We start from the raw sequence: 16,750 nt of genomic DNA, 5'->3' as shown, positions 1-16,750 counted from the left end.
AGATCCCCACTGTGACCACGAATCTCGCGGCCAAACTGTCCGAGGCCGAATTGCGCGCGCTCGCCGAGCAGGGTGCGGCCGAGCTGGGCCCCGATGCCTCGCCCACCGACCTGATCGCCTGGACCGACAAGGTCTTCGGCAACGGCTACATCGTCGCCTCGAACATGCAGGACGGTGTGCTGGTCCACCTGGCCGCGCAGACCCGTCCCGGTGTGGACGTGCTGTTCCTCGACACCGGCTACCACTTCGCCGAGACCATCGGCACCCGCGACGCGGTCGAGGCCGTGTACGGGGTGAACGTGGTGAACGTGCGCCCCGAGGCGAGCGTCGCCGAGCAGGACGAACTGCTCGGCAAGGATCTGTTCGCCCGTGACGCCGCCGAATGCTGCCGGCTGCGCAAGGTGGTCCCGCTGAAGAAGTCGCTGAGCGGCTACAACGCGTGGATCACCGGCATCCGCCGCGTCGAGGCGCCCACCCGCGCCAACGCGCCGCTGATCTCGTTCGACGAAGCCTTCGGCCTGGTGAAGATCAACCCGATCGCACCGTGGTCCGACGACGAGATGCAGGCCTACATCGAGGCCAACGGCATTCTCGTCAATCCCCTGGTGGAGGAGGGTTACCCGTCCATCGGCTGCGCGCCGTGCACGCGCAAGCCCGAGCCGGGGTCCGATCCGCGCAGCGGCCGCTGGGCCGGTATCGCCAAGACCGAATGCGGATTGCACCAATCATGACCATCACCACCACCGGGAGTGAGCCTGTGAGTACCAACACCACCGAACGCGAACTCGGCCTCACCGAGTTCGACACCCTCGCGGCGCTGGAATCCGAGGCGATCCACATCTTCCGTGAGGTCGCGGGCGAGTTCGAGCGTCCCGTGATCCTGTTCTCCGGCGGCAAGGACTCCACCGTCCTGCTGCACCTGGCGCTCAAGGCCTTCTGGCCCGCGCCGCTGCCGTTCACACTGCTGCACGTGGACACCGGCCACAACCTCGACGAGGTGCTCGAATTCCGCGACAAGGTGGTCGAGCGCTACGGTCTGCGCCTGCACGTGGCCTCGGTCGAGGAGTACCTGGCCGACGGCCGCCTGACCGAGCGTCCCGACGGCATCCGTAACCCGCTGCAGACCGTGCCGCTGCTCGACGCCATCACCGAGCACCGCTTCGACGCGGTCTTCGGCGGCGGTCGTCGCGACGAGGAGCGCTCGCGCGCCAAGGAGCGGATCTTCTCGCTGCGCAACGCCTTCGGGCAGTGGGATCCGAAGCGTCAGCGCCCCGAGCTGTGGAACCTCTACAACGGCAAGCACGCGCCGGGTGAGCACGTGCGGGTGTTCCCGCTGAGCAACTGGACCGAGCTCGACATCTGGCGCTACATCGCCCGCGAGGACATCGACCTGGCGTCGATCTACTACGCGCACGAACGTCCGGTGTACTCCCGCGACGGCATGTGGATGACGCCCGGCGTGTGGGGTGGCCCGAACGAGAACGAGGTCCTCGAGACCCGTTCGGTGCGCTACCGCACCGTCGGCGACGGTTCCACCACCGGCGCCATCATCTCCGACGCCGCCGACAACCAGGCCATCCTGGCCGAGGTCGCGGCGTCACGACTGACCGAACGCGGTGCTACTCGCGGTGACGACCGTGTGTCCGAAGCCGCCATGGAAGACCGCAAGCGAGAGGGTTATTTCTGATGTCCGACCTATTGAGGCTGGCCACCGCCGGTTCTGTCGACGATGGCAAGTCCACGCTGGTCGGACGGCTGCTCTACGACACGAAGTCCGTGCTGGCCGATCAGATCGACGCGGTCACCCGCGCCTCGGTCGACCGTGGACTGTCCACACCGGACCTATCACTGCTCGTCGACGGCCTGCGCGCCGAGCGTGAGCAGGGCATCACCATCGACGTGGCGTACCGCTACTTCGCCACGCCCAAGCGGTCTTTCGTGCTGGCCGATACGCCGGGGCACGTGCAGTACACCCGCAACACGGTGTCGGGCGCGTCCACCGCGCAGCTGGTGATCCTGCTGACCGACGCGCGCAAGGGCGTCATCGAGCAGACCCGTCGCCATGCGGCCGTGCTGGCACTGCTCGGTGTGCCGCGTCTGGTGCTCGCGGTGAACAAGATCGACCTCGTCGACAATCCGGCCGAGGTGTTCGCCGAGATCTCCGCCGAGTTCAACGAGCTCACCTCGAAGCTGGGCTGGGCTTCCGAGGACGTCATCGAGATTCCGGTCTCGGCGCTGCACGGCGACAATATCGCCAGCCGCTCCGAGAACACCCCGTACTACGACGGCCCGTCTCTGATCGAGCACCTCGAGTCCGTTCCGGTGGACGCTGATTCGACCGGCACGCACGCGCTGGGTCTGCGTTTCCCGGTGCAGTACGTGATCCGTCCACGCACCGCCGAATACCCCGACTACCGGGGCTACGCCGGTCAGATCGCGGCCGGTTCGGTGTCGCCCGGCGACGAGATCGTGGTGCTGCCCTCGGGCAAGAAGACCACCGTCGAGCGCATCGACACCCCGGACGGCGAACTCGCCGTCGCGCAGGTCGGGCGCAGCGTGACGCTGATCCTGGCCGACGAGGTCGACATCTCGCGCGGCGACATCATCGCCTCGGTGCACGACGCGCCGGAGTCGATCGACACCTTCGACGCGACTGTGTGCTGGCTCGGTGACAAGGGTCTGCGTCCCGGCGCCCGGCTGCTGCTCAAGCACGGCGCCAAGACCACCCAGGCCATCGTCGGCGCGCTCGTGGAGCGGTTCGACGAGCAGACGCTCACCGCACAGCCCAGCCCGGAGTCGCTGGAGCTCAACGACATCGGTCGCGTCTCGCTGCGCTTGGCCGAGCCGATCCCGGCCGACGACTACCGCACCAACCGGTACACCGGGTCGTTCCTGCTGATCGACCCTGCCGGTGGCAACACGCTCGCGGCCGGCCTGGTCGGCGACGTGCTGACCTCGGTCGAGGTCGGTACCGCGGTCTGATGTATCGCCTGCCCGCTCCGCCGCGTGGTGCCGTTCCGGTGCCGCGCGGCGCAGGCGGGCCCGCGTTGATCGCGGTTGCCCACGGCAGCCGCGATCCGCGTTCGGCGGCGACCATGGCGGCCGTGGTCGCCGACGTTGCCGCTGCCCGGCCCGACATCCCGGTCCGGCTGGCTTTTCTGGATCTCAGCACACCCACGGTGGACGAGGTGGTCGACGACCTCGCCGCCCAGGGCCACACCGACGTGATCGTCGTTCCGCTCCTGCTGGGCAACGCTTTTCACGCGCGGGTCGACCTTCCGGCGCTACTGGCCGAGGCCGGCCGCCGTCATCCCCGGCTGCGACTCACCCAGGCAGCGGTACTCGGCCCCGATCCACTGCTCATGGCCGCGGTGGCTGACCGAGTCGCACTCTCGTGCCGTCTTCCCCTGCTCCCCGCCCTGGTCACACCGTTGGTCCCCGCTGTTCCCGGTGCGTTCGCTGCCGCAACCGATCCGTTGCGTGATACTCCGGTCGGAATCGCCGTCGCCGCTGTCGGTTCGCGCGATGCCGCGGCCAATCGGCGGACCGCGGTGGTGGCTAGACGACTGGCCGCCGTGACCGGCTGCCCTACTGAAATGTGCTTCGCGACAGTCGAACCCGGTATCGAGCGTGCCGTGGATCAGCTGCGGGCGCGCGGAGCCGAACGCATCGTCGTCGCGCCGTGGTTTCTGGCGCCGGGGCTGCTCACCGACCGGCTGGTCGCGGCCGCGCCCGAGGTCGTGCATGCCGATGTCATCGGAGCGCACTCCGCGCTGGTCGACGTGATCTGGGCTCGATACGACACTGCCGTCGCCACCGAGCTCGTACTCTCCGCCTGAGCCCAGCGGATCCGGGCCGCTTGGTCGCGCCCCCGAACGGGTAGCCGTCGCACTGCCCTCGATTCAGCGCGAGCCCACTCCGCCCGGTTCGGGACGTGAACGCGAGGTTCGCGCTGCCCACATCCGCACCCGCGACAATCGTCGCCTTCAGCCCGCCACCACCTACACGGCCAGCAGTTCGCCTGTATCGCGTCTCTCGACACAACCGGATTCGGCATCCACGGTGGCACAGCTCACAGGGCTTTCACTCTTTACCACATACCCCCCAGGGGTATATGTTCGTATCAACGCACAGCGAACTGGAGAGGCGAAACGATGACCACCAACGCCCACGCCGGACACACCACACACGTCGACCCCGCAGCCCAGCCCGGTCACATCGAACAGGGCACCGCGCACGGCGGACACGCGGAACACGGCGGTGGTGCGCACGCCCTGCACAGCGGTCACGCGCCGCAGGGTGGCGCCCATGAAGGACACGAAGCCCACACCGAGCACGGCGGTGGCGCACACGCCGGACACGGCACACACACAGCCGGGCACGATGCGGGTCTGCCCGGGGGCCTGCGGATTACGCAGGACGGGTACACCCTCGACCTCGAGACCACGATCGCCGAGCCCGGCAAGATCGACTTCCGATTCCGGATTCTCGGCCCGGACGGGTCGGCAGTGACCGAGTTCGACGCGATTCACGATCGCGAACTGCACCTGATCGTGGCGCGTCGCGAGCTGACGGGGTTCTGGCACGTACACCCGCGGCGGGAAGCAGACGGCACGTGGGCGATTCAGCTGGACCTCCCCGAAGCCGGGGCCTATCGGGTGTTCACCGATATCGCACCGCGCGCACTCGGCCGCACCATCACCCTCGGCGCCGATCTGGCGATCGCGGGACACTATGCGCCACAGCCGGTTCCGGCGGTGAACCGCGCCATCGACGTCGACGGCTACCAGGTGACCGTGGCCGGTGAGTTGCGTGCCGAGGGCGATCTGCTGACGCTCACCGTGCGCAAGAACGGCAAGGCCGTGACGGATCTGCAGCCGTACCTGGCGGCTTTCGGCCACCTCGTCATCCTGCGCGCGGGAGACCTCGCGTACGTCCACGTCCACCCCAACGGCGAACCCGGCGACGGCACCACGCCCTCGGGCCCCGAAGTCACCTTCCACACGGCGGTTCCGGGCCCCGGGACCTACCGCCTGTTCCTGGACTTCAAGCACGCCGATGTCGTCCGTACCGCCGCATTCACCCTCACCACGACACCCCAGCCGAAGAAGGAACACCAGCACTGATCCGAGGCCGCGACCTCCTAGCCAACGACCTCGACTCACCGGACACCAGCGCCACTACCAACACCGGTAGCGGCGCTGTCCGCGTATTCAGGCCAGACCCGGATGACACACCGGACCGCAGCGGCCCTGGCCGGAGCGCTGGGATCTCGTCGCATCAGACGTGAGTACGCGCCCGGCAGGCCGCCCGACTAGAGCCGACCAGGCTGAATTTCGCTCGGCGCTTCCGACAACAAGCGGGTCGCGATGGTACGGGCCGCTTCGACACGGGCCGAATCACCGGTCTGGCGAGCGACATTGGCGGCGCTCACGATCGCGTCCAGTTCGAAGACCAGCAGATCGGGGTCGGCGTCGGCGAGTTCGCCCATGGCCTGAGCCTTCCGGACCTCGTCGGCCAGGAAGGACAGCCAGTAGTCGTGATCGGCGACGACGGCGTCGCGCACGGGGCCGGGCTTGCTGCTGAATTCGGTGAGGGTGGCCACCCGGAAACAGCCGCCGGGGAAGGGCGGATTCTCGATGTGCGCGAACCAGCCGTCGATCATCGCGCGCACCCGGGTTCCACCGCGTGGCACGCGCAGGCCGGGCGCGATGACTCGTTCGATGAAGATGTCACGCCCCGCCTGGACGGCGGCGAGTTGGAGCGCCTCCTTGGTGCCGAAGAGGGTGGCGATGCCGCTCTTGCTGATGCCGAGGTCGGTGGCGAGCCTGCCGATACTGAGGCCGTCGAGACCCTCGACGGAGGCGAGTTCGGCGGCGCGCCGGGCGATGGTGGCGCGCGCACGGGCGCCCTTGGCCAACCGCTGATCGCTCGGTTCCGTCAACTGGGTCATGCGCATCATTGTTCCACCGCGGGGTTGCGAAGGCGAACGATCGGTCGTACTTTTATTTACGAACGATCGTACGTTCTTATTTCTCCCCTCGAAGGACTCCGCATGACCGACGTGTCAGCTCGGCCCGAAGATCCGCTCAGCACAGCTACTCCCGACAGCAGCGCCGCGGGCCGCACCCTCGTCGTCGCCTCTGGCGCGGCATTCATCGCCTTCCTCGACCTCTCCGTCGTCAACATCGCGTTCCCGACGATCGCCCTGAGCTACCCCGGCACCCCCACCGGGACGTTGACCTGGATCGTCAGCGGCTACGCGATCGCGTTCGCGGCGCTGCTCACCCCGGCCGGGCGCATCGCCGACGCGCTGGGTCGCCGTCGCCTGTTCGCGCTGGCACTGGCCGGATTCGCCATCACCTCGCTGCTGTGCGGGCTGGCGCCCGGCGCGGGCTGGCTCATCGCCGGTCGGGTCCTGCAGGGCATCGCGGCGGCGTTCATGGTGCCCGCGGCACTCGGGCTGGTGCTGGAGGCCACGCCACGAGCGAAGATCGGCGCCGCCATCGGCGCCTGGTCGGCCGCCGGTGGTTTCGCGGCGGTGGTCGGCCCGGCGCTGGGTGGCGCGTTGGTCGAGGCGTTCGGCTGGCGTGCGGTGTTCCTGATCAATGTGCCGATCGCGTTGGCGCTGATCGTGCCGGGACTGCGGCTGCCCGGCGGCGACCAGGGCTCCCGCGAGACGACGCTGCCCGATCCGCTCGGCACGCTCGCCGTCGCGATCGGGCTCGGTGCGATCGTCGCGGCCGTCACCGAAGGCCAGTCGTGGGGTTGGGCCGCACCGGGCACGCTCGTCGCGTTGCTCGGCGGTCTCGCGCTGACCGTGTTCGCGCTGATTCGCTCCCGTCGGCACGTCAATCCCGCTGTCGCCGTAGCACTGTGGCGTGATCGGCAATTCGCCATGGCGAATGCGGGTTCGTTCTTGTTCGGCGCCTCGATGTTCGCGTGGCTGCTGGCCGGTCCGCTGTTCCTCGATGCCGTCTGGGGCTATTCCGTCCTCGAATCGGCGGCGGCGCTGACCGTCGGCGCGGTGGCCTCGATGGTGACCGCCGTTGTCACCGGGCGGATTACGACACCGGCAGGCCAGCGGTGGGTAGGTGTGCTCGGTGCGCTGATGTCGACCGCGGCGCTGGTCTGGATGAGCACCGACGCCTTCGGGCCCGAACCCGCGCTGTGGACAGCGTGGATTCCGGCGGGCGTGCTCGGCGGCGGCGGAATCGGCATCGTCGTCACGGTGTTCGGCACCGCGGCAGCGAGTTCTGTTCCACCGCAACAGTTCGCGGCCGGGATCGGGATGAACGTCACCGCCCGGCAGGTGGGCGGAGCACTCGGCATCGCCGTACTGGCGGCCATCTTCTCGTCGACCTCCGACGACCCGCTTCGCGGCTTCCACCTGCTGTTCGCCGTGTGCGCGGCCATCAACCTCGCTGTCGCACTGCTGCTCGCCGCGCCGTCGCGCGCTCGTTCGACCGACTGAACCAGAGGAGATCGACATGCCTTCCAGTCCACCACTATCCGTGCAGTTCTCCGCCGAGGCCGATGATCCGCTGGTACTCGCGCCGGAGCAGGCCGCCGCGTTGCTCGCGGGGGCACCGTGGCAGCGTTTCGCGGTACTCGGCGATTCGATCGCCGCGGGGACGGGTGACCCCAGTCCCGGGTACGCTCCCACCGGCTGGGCCGATCGGGTCGCAGCACACCTCACTTCGGTGAATCCCACACTGGCCTATCGCAATACGGGCCGGATCGGCGCGACCAGCGGTCAGGTCATCGACCGCCAGCTCGCCGAAATCCTGGAGTTCGCACCGGATCTCGTGCACCTCAGTTGCGGCGGCAACGACCTGTTCACCGCAGGCGGTGACGTCGATCAGCTGCGCACGAATCTGTCGACGATCCTCACCGCGCTGGCCGCCACCGGGGCACAGCTGTCGATTTTCACCGTGGCCGACGTGTGGTCCGTCGAGCGGATGGCCCCGATGCGAGCCATGCGGCCGCAGATGATCGCGTTCAACGAGGTGGTGCGGGCGGTGGCCGCCGAATTCGATGTGGTGCTCACCGAATTCTGGAACCATCCGCTGCGGTCGAGACCCGAGCTGATGAGCGCGGACCTCATCCACTTCACCACGAGTGGGCACGCGGTGGTGGCCGGTGAGGTGGTCAGGTCGCTGGCCTCGCTCATCGACAGGTCGTAGTGGGGGCGGGGCGGTCGAAGCAGGACCGCCCCGCACAGACCCCGTTGCTCAGTCGGCAACGACCTGTCCGCCGATGCGGCTCTCACCTGTTGTCGTGCACCAATCGAGTGCCGAGTGCGACCAGTTCGGATCTCACCTCGGCAGGACCGACCACCTCCACGTCGCCGCCCCAGCCCGCCAGCTGCCGGGCGACCATCTTCGCGGTATCGGCGGTGATCTGTGCTCGCACCCGGCCGTCGGGTGCCGGGCCGAGCAGAGTGCAGTTGCGGCCCTGCTGATCGGCCAGGATGGGGGCGAGCTCGGCGGAGACGAGAACCGTCGCGGAAACGGCGGCGCGCCGGCCCTCCATCCGTTCGACGATCTGAGCCCATTCCGCGTGAAGATCGAAATCCGCTGGTCGCTCGGCTGTTTCGTCGAGAGTGATGGCCCCGGCGATACGGTCGAGGCGGAAGGTTCGCTGCCCGCGGTCGGTGCCCGCGATGAGATACCAGACCGTCTCCTTCTCGACCAGGCCCCACGGATCGATCGTGCGGACCGTGCGTTCCCCCTTGCGCAGGTATTCGATGCGCACGCGGCGGCGATCCACCACCGAGCGGCGCAGCGTATCGAGTACCGCGGGTGCTTGCGGATCGGGACGACCCCACCGCGCCGGATCGACCACCACCGCGTCGGCCGCGGCGGCCGCATCGGCGCGGAAAGTGTGCGGTAGGGCGCGGACCAGTTTGCGAAGGGCCGACTTCAGTTCGGGGGCGGCCTGGGCCGCCGGACCCGCGAGCAAGAACAGCGCCCTGGTCTCCCCCGCCGTCAGTCCGGACAGGTCGGTGCGGGCGCCCCCGATCAGCGACCACCCGCCCCCGCGACCCGATTGCGGATAGACCGGGATGCCCGCGGCCGACAAGGCCTCCAGGTCACGGCGGGCCGTCGCCACCGAGACTTCGAGCTCGGCCGCGACCTCGGCGGCCGTCACCCGCCCGCGTGCCTGCATCAACAACAGGGTGGCTACCAATCTGTCCGCTCGCATACTCGGCAATTCTGCCGAACAAAGTGCTCATTCGGTGAGCACTTTGGCTGGCAAAGTCGTTGTCACACCGAAGCGACAACCGAATGGAGCAGACATGCTGCGCGGAATGGCCACCACCACCTACTACGCCGACGACCTCACCGCCGCCAAGGACTGGTACAGCGAATTCCTCGGCATCGCGCCGTATTACGAGGTACCCGGCGGGTACTACGAGTTTCGGCTCGGGCCGTTGCAAGCCGAGCTGGGAATCATCAACCGCGCGTATGCCCCGGCAGGCGCGCGCAATGCACCGGGCGGGGGCGGAGTCGTGTTCTGGCAGGTCGACGACCTCGCGGCCACCTTCACCCGGTTGCTCGAGCTCGGCGCCACCGAGTACGAGCCGATCACCGAACGCGGCGAAGGCGCCGGGTTCGCGACCGCGGCGGTGCTGGATCCGTTCGGCAATGTGCTCGGCATCATGGCGAACCCCCACTATGTGGCGATGACCGCGTCGGTGTCGACCTAGGGCCCACGTTCAGGCTGTGGCACCGGTGGCGACAACCGCACTCAGGTGAACCAGCGCTCGAGGACGGTGGCCACTCCGTCCTCGCTGACGTCACCGGTCACCTCGTCGGCGAGGGCGAGCACCGCGTCGGGCGATCCTGCCATCGCTACCGAATGTGCCGCCCAGCGCAACATCTCCCGGTCGTTGAAGCCGTCGCCGATGGCCAGAGTCGCGTCGGCCTCGACGCCGAGGAGGAGCCGAAGTTGTTCCAGTGCCCAGCCTTTGGACACACCACGCCGCGAAACCGTGAGCCATGGACCGTATTCGCCGTGCACCCAGGACGCCTCGGGCACATCGAACGTTTCCAGTAGGCGCAGCATCTCGTCGGGGCTGCCGTCGGGCCACCAGCCGTTGAGGCGCGGGGTCGGCACACTGCTCAGCGTGCGGTGGTCGACCAATTGGAAGTCGCCGATCGAGAACTCCCCCGGCCCGTGCCCCGTCGCCCAGGTACCGACGCCCACCTGTTCCGCGGCGAAGATCATCGCTGGGAACAGCGTGCGCAGCGCGAGCACGGCAGGTCCCGGATCGAACGACTGAACCGCGACCGGCTCGCCACGCGCCACGTCGATGTGCACAGCACCGTTGGAACACAACGCATGCCCCTCGGCGAGTCCGAGCTCGCTCAGCACCGGACGCGTGGTGAGCACCGTTCGCCCGGTGGTCACCACCACATGCGCGCCCGCCGACACCGCCGCCCGCACCGCCGCTCCCACCCGCGCGCTGATATCGACCCCCTTCGCCAGCAGGGTCCCATCCACATCGAGCGCAATCAGCTTCGGCGCTCCCCCAGCTAAACCCACCGCCCCATTGTGCCCGCACCCACCGACACCCACCCCGGTTTCAGTACCGGCGCTCCGGCCGCCCCGAACCGCAAAGAACCCACCGCGGTGGCAGCGAACCGCGCCACCGACTCTCGTGGCAAGACCTGCTCGAGTCGCGGCGAGACCGCGACATGGGCTGTGCGGATGAGGGATGGGCGAGTTCTTCGATCGCCGGCACCGTCGCGGTATGCGCCTCGCGCGTGCTGCGCTCAGTGTCTTTCGGTGTCACCGTCGGCCGCGTGAACGAAGCTGTGAGCTTCCAGTTCTCGCGGCCGACGTCACTCGCCTATCCGATGTACATCCCACGGGCGAGGCGGGGCCGACCCGTCAGCAGTAAGACCCGCTGATGTCGCGGCGAAGCCACAACGGGCGTGGCCGATGGTCAGCGGCGTGAGCCGCCACCCCCGCCACCGCCGCCGCCACCCCCGCCACCGGTAGAGCCACCTGCTGATGCACCACCTTTGGAGCCGCCCGAGGAAGCACCAGCGGATGACGCACCACCAGCGGATGACGCACCCCCGGCGGACGCACCACCAGATGACGCACCGCTGTCGGATCCGCCACCGGAGGACGCACCACCAGATGCACCACCACCGGACGCACCGCCACCCGACGCACCACTACCGGAAGCACCACTGTCAGATCCACCGCCAGACGTACCACCACCGCCGGCACTGCCGCCGTTCGATGCACCGCCATCGGACGCGCCACCGCCGGTTGCACCACCGGAAGTGTTTGTGCCGCCAGATGTTTCACCACCCGCCGAGCCGCCTGCGTGACCTCCGTCAGTCGTACCGCCGGTCTGCGTTCCGCCCGAGGTGCCGCCAACCCCGCCGGTCGAAGTCCCGGGACTGGAAGGTGTTGTGCCGGTGCCGGTTCCACCGGTCGAGGCCGATCCTCCGACGTCGATCGTGACGCCGCCCGTGCTCGGCGTGGATGCGCCACCGGTCGGCGTGGACGTGCCGTCTGTCGGTGCCGTACCCGGTGATGGCGCGGTGCCTACCGCGGGAACAGTGCCGGACGAGGTCGGAGTGCCCGGTACTTCAGGGGTGCCGGGGCTCGAGATCGGGCCGCCGTGGGGAAGTTCGGGAGCGCCGGGGCTGGTCGGTGTGTTCTGGGGTTGGGCGGCCTGTTGGCCGAAGGGTAAGGGGTTGATGAAGCGGGCGGGGTCGCCGTATGTGGTGCGGGCAAGGATCGGCGACTTGCAGTCGTTGCCGACGTCCAGGCGGCCGGGGGCGCCGCGGTCGGCGCTTCCGCCGGGGCGTGAAGTGCCGCCGGGCGCGGTCGCGGGGGCGATGAAGTTCTCGTAGGCGCTGCGGGCCGCGGCTATGCTCGCCACCCGGATGCGGCCGTTGAGCGGGTCGACATCGCTGACCAGACCTGCGGTTCGGGCGGCGAGGAGGTCGGCGCTCATGTCGTAGAGCAACGCGTCGGCGGGAGCGCCAAGGACCGGGAACCGGTCGAGGACCGGCATCAGGCCGGGGTCGAAGGGGCTGCCGAACACGGTCATCGCCGACATGGCGAGCGCGGAAACGACTGCCGCGCTGGAGAACACCGCGACGTGCGGCACCGGGCCACCGGTTTGCTGCTCCGGCGCGAAGGTGCGAGCCGCCAAACCCGCAGCGCCCGAGGCGATCACCTGACCGGGGTCGGCGACGGTGACGAGCGGAACGCCGAGTTCGGCGAGGGTGCGGGCGACTTCGGGCGGGCGTGCGGCACCGCCGACCACGAGAATGCGCGACAGGTCCGCGAGCCGCAGCCCCGCCGCGGACACGCTCTTGCTGACCAGCGGGAAGGTGTCGCGGATGTGTTCGGCGCGCAGCGCGTCGATGTTCACCATGGAGGTGAGGGTCTGGGTCGCGCGGCCCGGACCCGGATCGCCCGCGTAGCGAGCGACCATCTCGCCGAGCGGCTTACCGCCGAAATCGGAGGACCGCGTGGGAGTTCCGACCATCGGGTGGTGCGGCCAGTCGGGACCGACGCGCAGCACGGTGAGGTCGAGGCTGGTGGCGCCCAGGTCGTAGACGAGCACGAAGCCCGGTTCCAGTGGGCCGCGATCGACCTCGAGCCATTCCGCGGCGGCGACCGGCTCCGGCACCAACAGGACCTCACCGGCGCCCGCGAGATGCAGCGCCTGGCCGAGTAACGAGACCTGTTTGTCGGTATAGACCGCCGGATAGGTCAATACGATCCCGGCGGGCGGTTCGGCCAGCTCGATCAGACCGGTGACCACCGCGGCGATCAGGTTGGTCGCCGAGTAGAACCGTCCGCCCATCACCATCGGCTCCGGCTCGCGGGTCAGATCCGCGAAATCCGTGATCGCCGAAGCGAATTCGTTGATCGCGCCGATACGGGGCCTACCCGCGTCGTCGAATGTCAGTGCGGTGCGTCGTGTGCGCACCGTCGGCTTGGCCGGATCGTCGGCGACTACCGCCGAAATCGCATTGACCGCACCGATACTCAAGCCCAGACCTCTGGTCATGTTTTTGCTATCCCGTCAACGCACCGTGACCACGTCCAGCACGCGAGCGCACCATGTGGCCGCGGTCGTCTTCCAAACAGCTCGCCTAGATTAACTGGCGCGTCCGCGAATTGCTGCCGGATTGATACGGAAACCGCAACCATGCGTCACCACAAGGCGATTCGCGCAGGTGAGATCGTTGAAGCCTAAATATCCACCCCCCTGAACACCCACCCCGCGATTCGCAGACGCCGAGAAGCAGCTACCTGCGAGTAATCGGACAGAGCGCCCACTGAATACATTCTTCGAGTTTGTTATCACGGACATTCAGCGCACTTACCGGCTGGTAACCAATTCATTTACTACCAACACGATTTCACTGGTAGCGAATTACATTCCCCCATTTCGAAGTTGGCCCGCTTTCACTGACACGTCAACGCAGCGACCGAATCCCGCCCGCGCGACCCCTGCGCACGCCGGTTGACCGAAAGGACGGAGAGACACCGACCGGATGTTCGAAAAACCAAGGGAAAGAAGGCACTACGCATGCCCACTCGATGCGCCGACCAGGTCGTACTCGTCAACGGCGCCGGCTCCGGCATCGCCAAGGCGGCCGCGCGCTGTTCGTCGCGACCGATGTCACCGTCGACGCCGATGTGCGCACGTGGCGCCGTATGTGGTCGCCGAGCACGCCGTCGTCGGACTCAGCCGGTCGCGCAGTAGGCACACGAAAGGCCCGCAACGTCTCCCAGTGACGTTGCGGGCCTTTCGCTTTTCGATCAGCTGCGAGCGAACAGCCGCTTCACCGAACGTTCCCTCTGCACCGCGGCGCCGCGGGCGACCGCCTGCGGGCGACGGGCGCGAACGAGACGGTCGAACTCGGCCGCGGCGCGGGTGGGCTCACGCAGCTTGCCGCTGTTGAAATCGTCGGCGAGCTGCTGCACGGTCTCCTGCGCACACGACTTGTTGGTCCCGATGAAACCGGTCGGGCCGCGCTTGATCCAGCCGGTCACATAGGTGCCGGGGAAGACCTCGCCACCGGGCGCGGTGAGCACCCGGCCCGCGTCGTTCGGGATCACCGCACGGGCGTCGTCGAACGGCAGATCCACGGTCGGGACCCCTCGGTAACCGACCGAGGTGAGCACGACACCCGCCTCGAGCAGTGTCGTATCACCGGTCGGCGTGGCGGCCACGCGACCTTCACCATCGGCGACGAGCTCGTTGCGCTCCACCCGTACCCCGGTCACCGTGTCGGTGCCGACGATCTCCACCGGCGAGGACAGGTAGCGGAACACGATGCGCTTGCGCTCGCCGAACGGGCGATTCGCGACGCTGTGCAGCAGGCGCAGCTTCTGCTCGACCTTGTAGGGCAGATCCGGCGTGATCGCGGGCAGCTCGCCGTCGATCGCGATGTCGATATCGGCGGCCAGCAGGCCGACGAACTCGGGCACCGTGAACGCCGACTCGGCCGGACCACGACGGCCCAGGATCACGACCTCTTCGATCTTGCTCTCGCGCAATGCCTTCAGCGCGTACGGCGCGATATCGGTGTCGGCGAGCAGCGCCGGATTCACGGTCAGGATGCGCGCGACGTCGAGCGCGACGTTGCCGTTGCCGACGATCACGACCCGCTTCTGGTTCAGGTCGAACCGATCCTCGGCGTGGTCGGGATGGCCGTTGTACCAGGCGACGAAATCGGTGGCCGACACATTGCCCGCCAAGCCTTCGCCGGGAATGTCCAGCTTGCGATCCGAGGACGCGCCGACGGCGTAGATCACGCCGTGGAAGTGCTCGAGCAGCTCGGCATGGCTGATGTGCTTGCCGATCTCGACATCGAGGTAGGTACCGAAGTCGTCCTGCTTCGACATGATGTCGAACAGGTCGGCGACCTTACGCGTGTGCTTGTGATCGGGCGCGACGCCCAGGCGCGCCAGACCGTAGGCCTGCGGCAGGCGGTCGAACATCGTGACCGCGACACCGGGCTGGGTGAGCAGCTCGTCGGCGGCGTACATCGCCGAGGGACCCGATCCCACGATGGCGACGCGCAGCGGGGAGCGCTGCGTGTCGATCGCGGGCGGCATCACCGGCGCGGCCAACGTCGGCCGATCCCGCTGCACGCGGTAGAAGTCGGCGTTGATCTCGATGAACGGCTTCTGCTCGTCGGTCAGCTTCTTCGACGAGGTGATGGCATCGACGGGGCATGCGGTGGCACAGGCACCACAGTCCACGCAGGCCGCCGGATCGACGTAGAGCATCTCTGCGGTACGGAAATCCGGCTCATCCGGGGTGGGATGAATGCAGTTGACCGGGCACGCGTAGACGCACGAGGCGTCACTACAGCATGACTGGGTGACAACGTATGGCATATTGCTATCGTCTCAGGCAGCGTGCTTCGCGGAGCGCTTGGGCTCCGAGCGGTACCGGCTGGACGGGCCGTCGATACCGAGCAGCTTCCACACCTTGCGGGCGACCGGGTTCATCAGACCGATCTCCTCGGCCAGCGCGCGCACGTCGACGTAGTAGTCGGCGAAGGTCCGCTTCGATTCCTTGGAACCGTAGAACAGATCCTTGCGGACCTCGGCGGGCATGTCGAACTGCTTGAAGAAGGTCTTCGGCGGCGTCGCGATGGCGCGGCCGAGGATGAACATCACGATCGGCATGGCGATCGAGAGCACAGCCTTGTTGAGCGCGGGCTGGGCCGGAACGTTCTTCTTCAGGAACTCGTGGGCGAAGGAGATGTGGCGAGCTTCCTCGGCCACGTGGATCGCCATCACGCCGCGCATGATCGGGTGGATGTCGTCACCCGAGCGCAGGATGTCCTTCTGGATGTGGTCGATCGGCTCTTCGCCGGCGAGCACGGCCATGAAGAAGAAGTTCGGGAACAGCGCACCGGCCGGGGCGGCCAGGTGACGCAGCTGACGCACGAGCGGGTTCATGCCCGGCACGTCGGCGACGCGGTTCACCATCTCCTGGAACATCAGAGTGTGGTTGTGCTCTTCGATCATCTCGTGCGAGCAGTACCGGAACTCCGGGTCGTTGTTCTTCAGGTTGAAGATGTGCTGCATCATGCCGATGATCAGGATCGCCTCGAACTGCAGGCCGACCTTGGCCACATTGGCCTGGCGGACCTTGCCGATCTCGATCTTCTTGTCCAGCGGCAGCGCCTGGTACCAGGGGTGGCGACCGATGGGGTCGGCCGAGGTGACCAGAACCCAGCGCTCGGGCTTGCAGTTCGGATCGAAGTCGGGGGCGTCCCAGTCGATGTCCTCGAACGGGTCGAAGTGGCGATCGACCGATGCCTCGGACAGCATCAGCAACTTCTCGGCGTACGCCTGAGCCTCTGCGACTACAGGATCGACGTCAGGGGTGGTGGGCGCAGACATCGTCGTCACTGCCTCTCCTCTAGGGACGTTTACTGTTTCCAATGGTTACACCTACACCGAGTCACGTCAACTCCATGCCATGCCGAATTTCTCGTGTCCGGCGTGGCGAAAGCCCTGTTGAGGAAGCTACTCGCCAGTAAAAATGCCTCTACCTGTGACACTGCGTCATGCACAGTCTTCGGGGGTCCGCGGCGAGACACGAAAAATAGTTGTCCGGCGAGCGCGTCGAACCGGCCTACGGACCGCCGGTACCGGTTAACCTGCGCCGATCCACATCAGTCGAACCGCGCACGGACCGCCGGCGAACCCCTCGACAACGCACCGAGGCCCCGCG

General features: G+C 67.8%; 14 protein-coding genes. 8 read left to right on the top strand and 6 right to left on the bottom strand.

Annotated elements, in window-relative coordinates; all coding sequences use genetic code 11:
• Nucleotides 1-11 precede the first annotated feature (11 nt).
• The 5 genes from ACFTS5_RS29865 (at nt 12) to ACFTS5_RS29845 (ending at nt 5,126) form a co-directional block, all read left to right on the top strand.
• The gene (locus ACFTS5_RS29865) at nt 12-731 is read left to right on the top strand and encodes a phosphoadenylyl-sulfate reductase (protein ID WP_378637489.1); all 720 of its coding nucleotides are present in this window, start codon (nt 12-14) and stop codon (nt 729-731) included.
• Nucleotides 710-1,687, top strand: coding sequence for a sulfate adenylyltransferase subunit CysD (gene cysD / locus ACFTS5_RS29860; RefSeq protein WP_266298608.1), 978 nt, complete (start codon nt 710-712; stop codon nt 1,685-1,687). The genes ACFTS5_RS29865 and cysD overlap by 22 nt, the downstream gene beginning before the upstream one ends.
• Entirely contained in the window at nt 1,687-2,982 is a 1,296-nt protein-coding gene (locus ACFTS5_RS29855) for a sulfate adenylyltransferase subunit 1 (RefSeq protein WP_378637486.1), read from the top strand. The genes cysD and ACFTS5_RS29855 overlap by 1 nt, the downstream gene beginning before the upstream one ends.
• Nucleotides 2,982-3,839: a sirohydrochlorin chelatase gene (locus ACFTS5_RS29850; protein ID WP_378637483.1), complete on the top strand. Its 858-nt coding sequence runs from the start codon at nt 2,982-2,984 to the stop codon at nt 3,837-3,839. Before ACFTS5_RS29855 ends, ACFTS5_RS29850 begins: the two co-directional genes overlap by 1 nt.
• A gap of 315 nt (nt 3,840-4,154) precedes the next feature.
• Nucleotides 4,155-5,126, top strand: coding sequence for a hypothetical protein (locus ACFTS5_RS29845; protein WP_378637481.1), 972 nt, complete (start codon nt 4,155-4,157; stop codon nt 5,124-5,126).
• Between the two features lie 188 nt (nt 5,127-5,314).
• Here the strand turns inward: ACFTS5_RS29845 and ACFTS5_RS29840 are convergent, their stop codons facing one another.
• Complete coding sequence (locus ACFTS5_RS29840) at nt 5,315-5,953, bottom strand: TetR/AcrR family transcriptional regulator (protein WP_378637478.1); 639 nt, start codon at nt 5,951-5,953, stop codon at nt 5,315-5,317.
• A gap of 102 nt (nt 5,954-6,055) precedes the next feature.
• On the opposite strand from ACFTS5_RS29840, the gene ACFTS5_RS29835 reads away from it, so the two are divergent.
• Nucleotides 6,056-7,474: an MFS transporter gene (locus ACFTS5_RS29835; RefSeq protein WP_378637476.1), complete on the top strand. Its 1,419-nt coding sequence runs from the start codon at nt 6,056-6,058 to the stop codon at nt 7,472-7,474.
• Nucleotides 7,475-7,490: 16 nt separating this feature from the next.
• On the top strand, nt 7,491-8,186 hold the full coding sequence (locus ACFTS5_RS29830) for an SGNH/GDSL hydrolase family protein (protein WP_378637474.1): 696 nt from the start codon (nt 7,491-7,493) through the stop codon (nt 8,184-8,186).
• 82 nt (nt 8,187-8,268) lie between these two features.
• On the opposite strand, the gene ACFTS5_RS29825 is transcribed toward ACFTS5_RS29830, so the two are convergent.
• Nucleotides 8,269-9,207 carry a helix-turn-helix transcriptional regulator gene (locus ACFTS5_RS29825; protein WP_378637471.1) on the bottom strand — a complete coding sequence of 313 codons (939 nt, stop codon included), beginning with the start codon at nt 9,205-9,207 and terminating at the stop codon, nt 8,269-8,271.
• Between the two features lie 94 nt (nt 9,208-9,301).
• Between ACFTS5_RS29825 and ACFTS5_RS29820 the strand changes: the two genes are divergently transcribed.
• Nucleotides 9,302-9,712: a VOC family protein gene (locus ACFTS5_RS29820; protein ID WP_378637469.1), complete on the top strand. Its 411-nt coding sequence runs from the start codon at nt 9,302-9,304 to the stop codon at nt 9,710-9,712.
• A gap of 41 nt (nt 9,713-9,753) precedes the next feature.
• Here the strand turns inward: ACFTS5_RS29820 and ACFTS5_RS29815 are convergent, their stop codons facing one another.
• The 4 genes from ACFTS5_RS29815 to ACFTS5_RS29800 form a co-directional block, all read right to left on the bottom strand.
• Nucleotides 9,754-10,551, bottom strand: a complete 798-nt coding sequence (locus tag ACFTS5_RS29815) for an HAD family hydrolase (RefSeq protein WP_378637467.1) — start codon at nt 10,549-10,551, stop codon at nt 9,754-9,756.
• A 403-nt stretch (nt 10,552-10,954) separates the two neighbouring features.
• A complete protein-coding gene (locus ACFTS5_RS29810; RefSeq protein WP_378637465.1) occupies nt 10,955-13,054 on the bottom strand; it encodes an Hsp70 family protein in 2,100 nt (699 codons plus the stop codon).
• 758 nt (nt 13,055-13,812) lie between these two features.
• The gene (locus ACFTS5_RS29805; RefSeq protein ID WP_378637462.1) at nt 13,813-15,399 is read right to left on the bottom strand and encodes an FAD-dependent oxidoreductase; all 1,587 of its coding nucleotides are present in this window, start codon (nt 15,397-15,399) and stop codon (nt 13,813-13,815) included.
• A gap of 12 nt (nt 15,400-15,411) precedes the next feature.
• Nucleotides 15,412-16,416 (bottom strand): diiron oxygenase, encoded by a 1,005-nt coding sequence (locus tag ACFTS5_RS29800; protein ID WP_378637746.1) that lies wholly within the window; start codon nt 16,414-16,416, stop codon nt 15,412-15,414.
• Nucleotides 16,417-16,750: the final 334 nt, after the last annotated feature.

This window comes from Nocardia sp. NPDC056952 (genome assembly GCF_042674185.1).
GTDB lineage: Bacteria > Actinomycetota > Actinomycetes > Mycobacteriales > Mycobacteriaceae > Nocardia.
This window is presented reverse-complemented; position numbering and strand designations above follow the sequence as displayed.

Bases quoted from the DNA above. Each gene is read 5' to 3' on its own strand.
- cysD (WP_266298608.1), top strand. From the start codon at position 710: ATGCGGATTGCACCAATCATGACCATCACCACCACCGGGAGTGAGCCT.
- ACFTS5_RS29855 (WP_378637486.1), top strand. From the start codon at position 1,687: ATGTCCGACCTATTGAGGCTGGCCACCGCCGGTTCTGTCGACGATGGC.
- ACFTS5_RS29850 (WP_378637483.1), top strand. From the start codon at position 2,982: ATGTATCGCCTGCCCGCTCCGCCGCGTGGTGCCGTTCCGGTGCCGCGC.
- ACFTS5_RS29845 (WP_378637481.1), top strand. From the start codon at position 4,155: ATGACCACCAACGCCCACGCCGGACACACCACACACGTCGACCCCGCA.
- ACFTS5_RS29840 (WP_378637478.1), bottom strand. From the start codon at position 5,953: ATGACCCAGTTGACGGAACCGAGCGATCAGCGGTTGGCCAAGGGCGCC.
- ACFTS5_RS29835 (WP_378637476.1), top strand. From the start codon at position 6,056: ATGACCGACGTGTCAGCTCGGCCCGAAGATCCGCTCAGCACAGCTACT.
- ACFTS5_RS29830 (WP_378637474.1), top strand. From the start codon at position 7,491: ATGCCTTCCAGTCCACCACTATCCGTGCAGTTCTCCGCCGAGGCCGAT.
- ACFTS5_RS29825 (WP_378637471.1), bottom strand. From the start codon at position 9,207: ATGCGAGCGGACAGATTGGTAGCCACCCTGTTGTTGATGCAGGCACGC.
- ACFTS5_RS29820 (WP_378637469.1), top strand. From the start codon at position 9,302: ATGCTGCGCGGAATGGCCACCACCACCTACTACGCCGACGACCTCACC.
- ACFTS5_RS29810 (WP_378637465.1), bottom strand. From the start codon at position 13,054: ATGACCAGAGGTCTGGGCTTGAGTATCGGTGCGGTCAATGCGATTTCG.
- ACFTS5_RS29805 (WP_378637462.1), bottom strand. From the start codon at position 15,399: ATGCCATACGTTGTCACCCAGTCATGCTGTAGTGACGCCTCGTGCGTC.
- ACFTS5_RS29800 (WP_378637746.1), bottom strand. From the start codon at position 16,416: ATGTCTGCGCCCACCACCCCTGACGTCGATCCTGTAGTCGCAGAGGCT.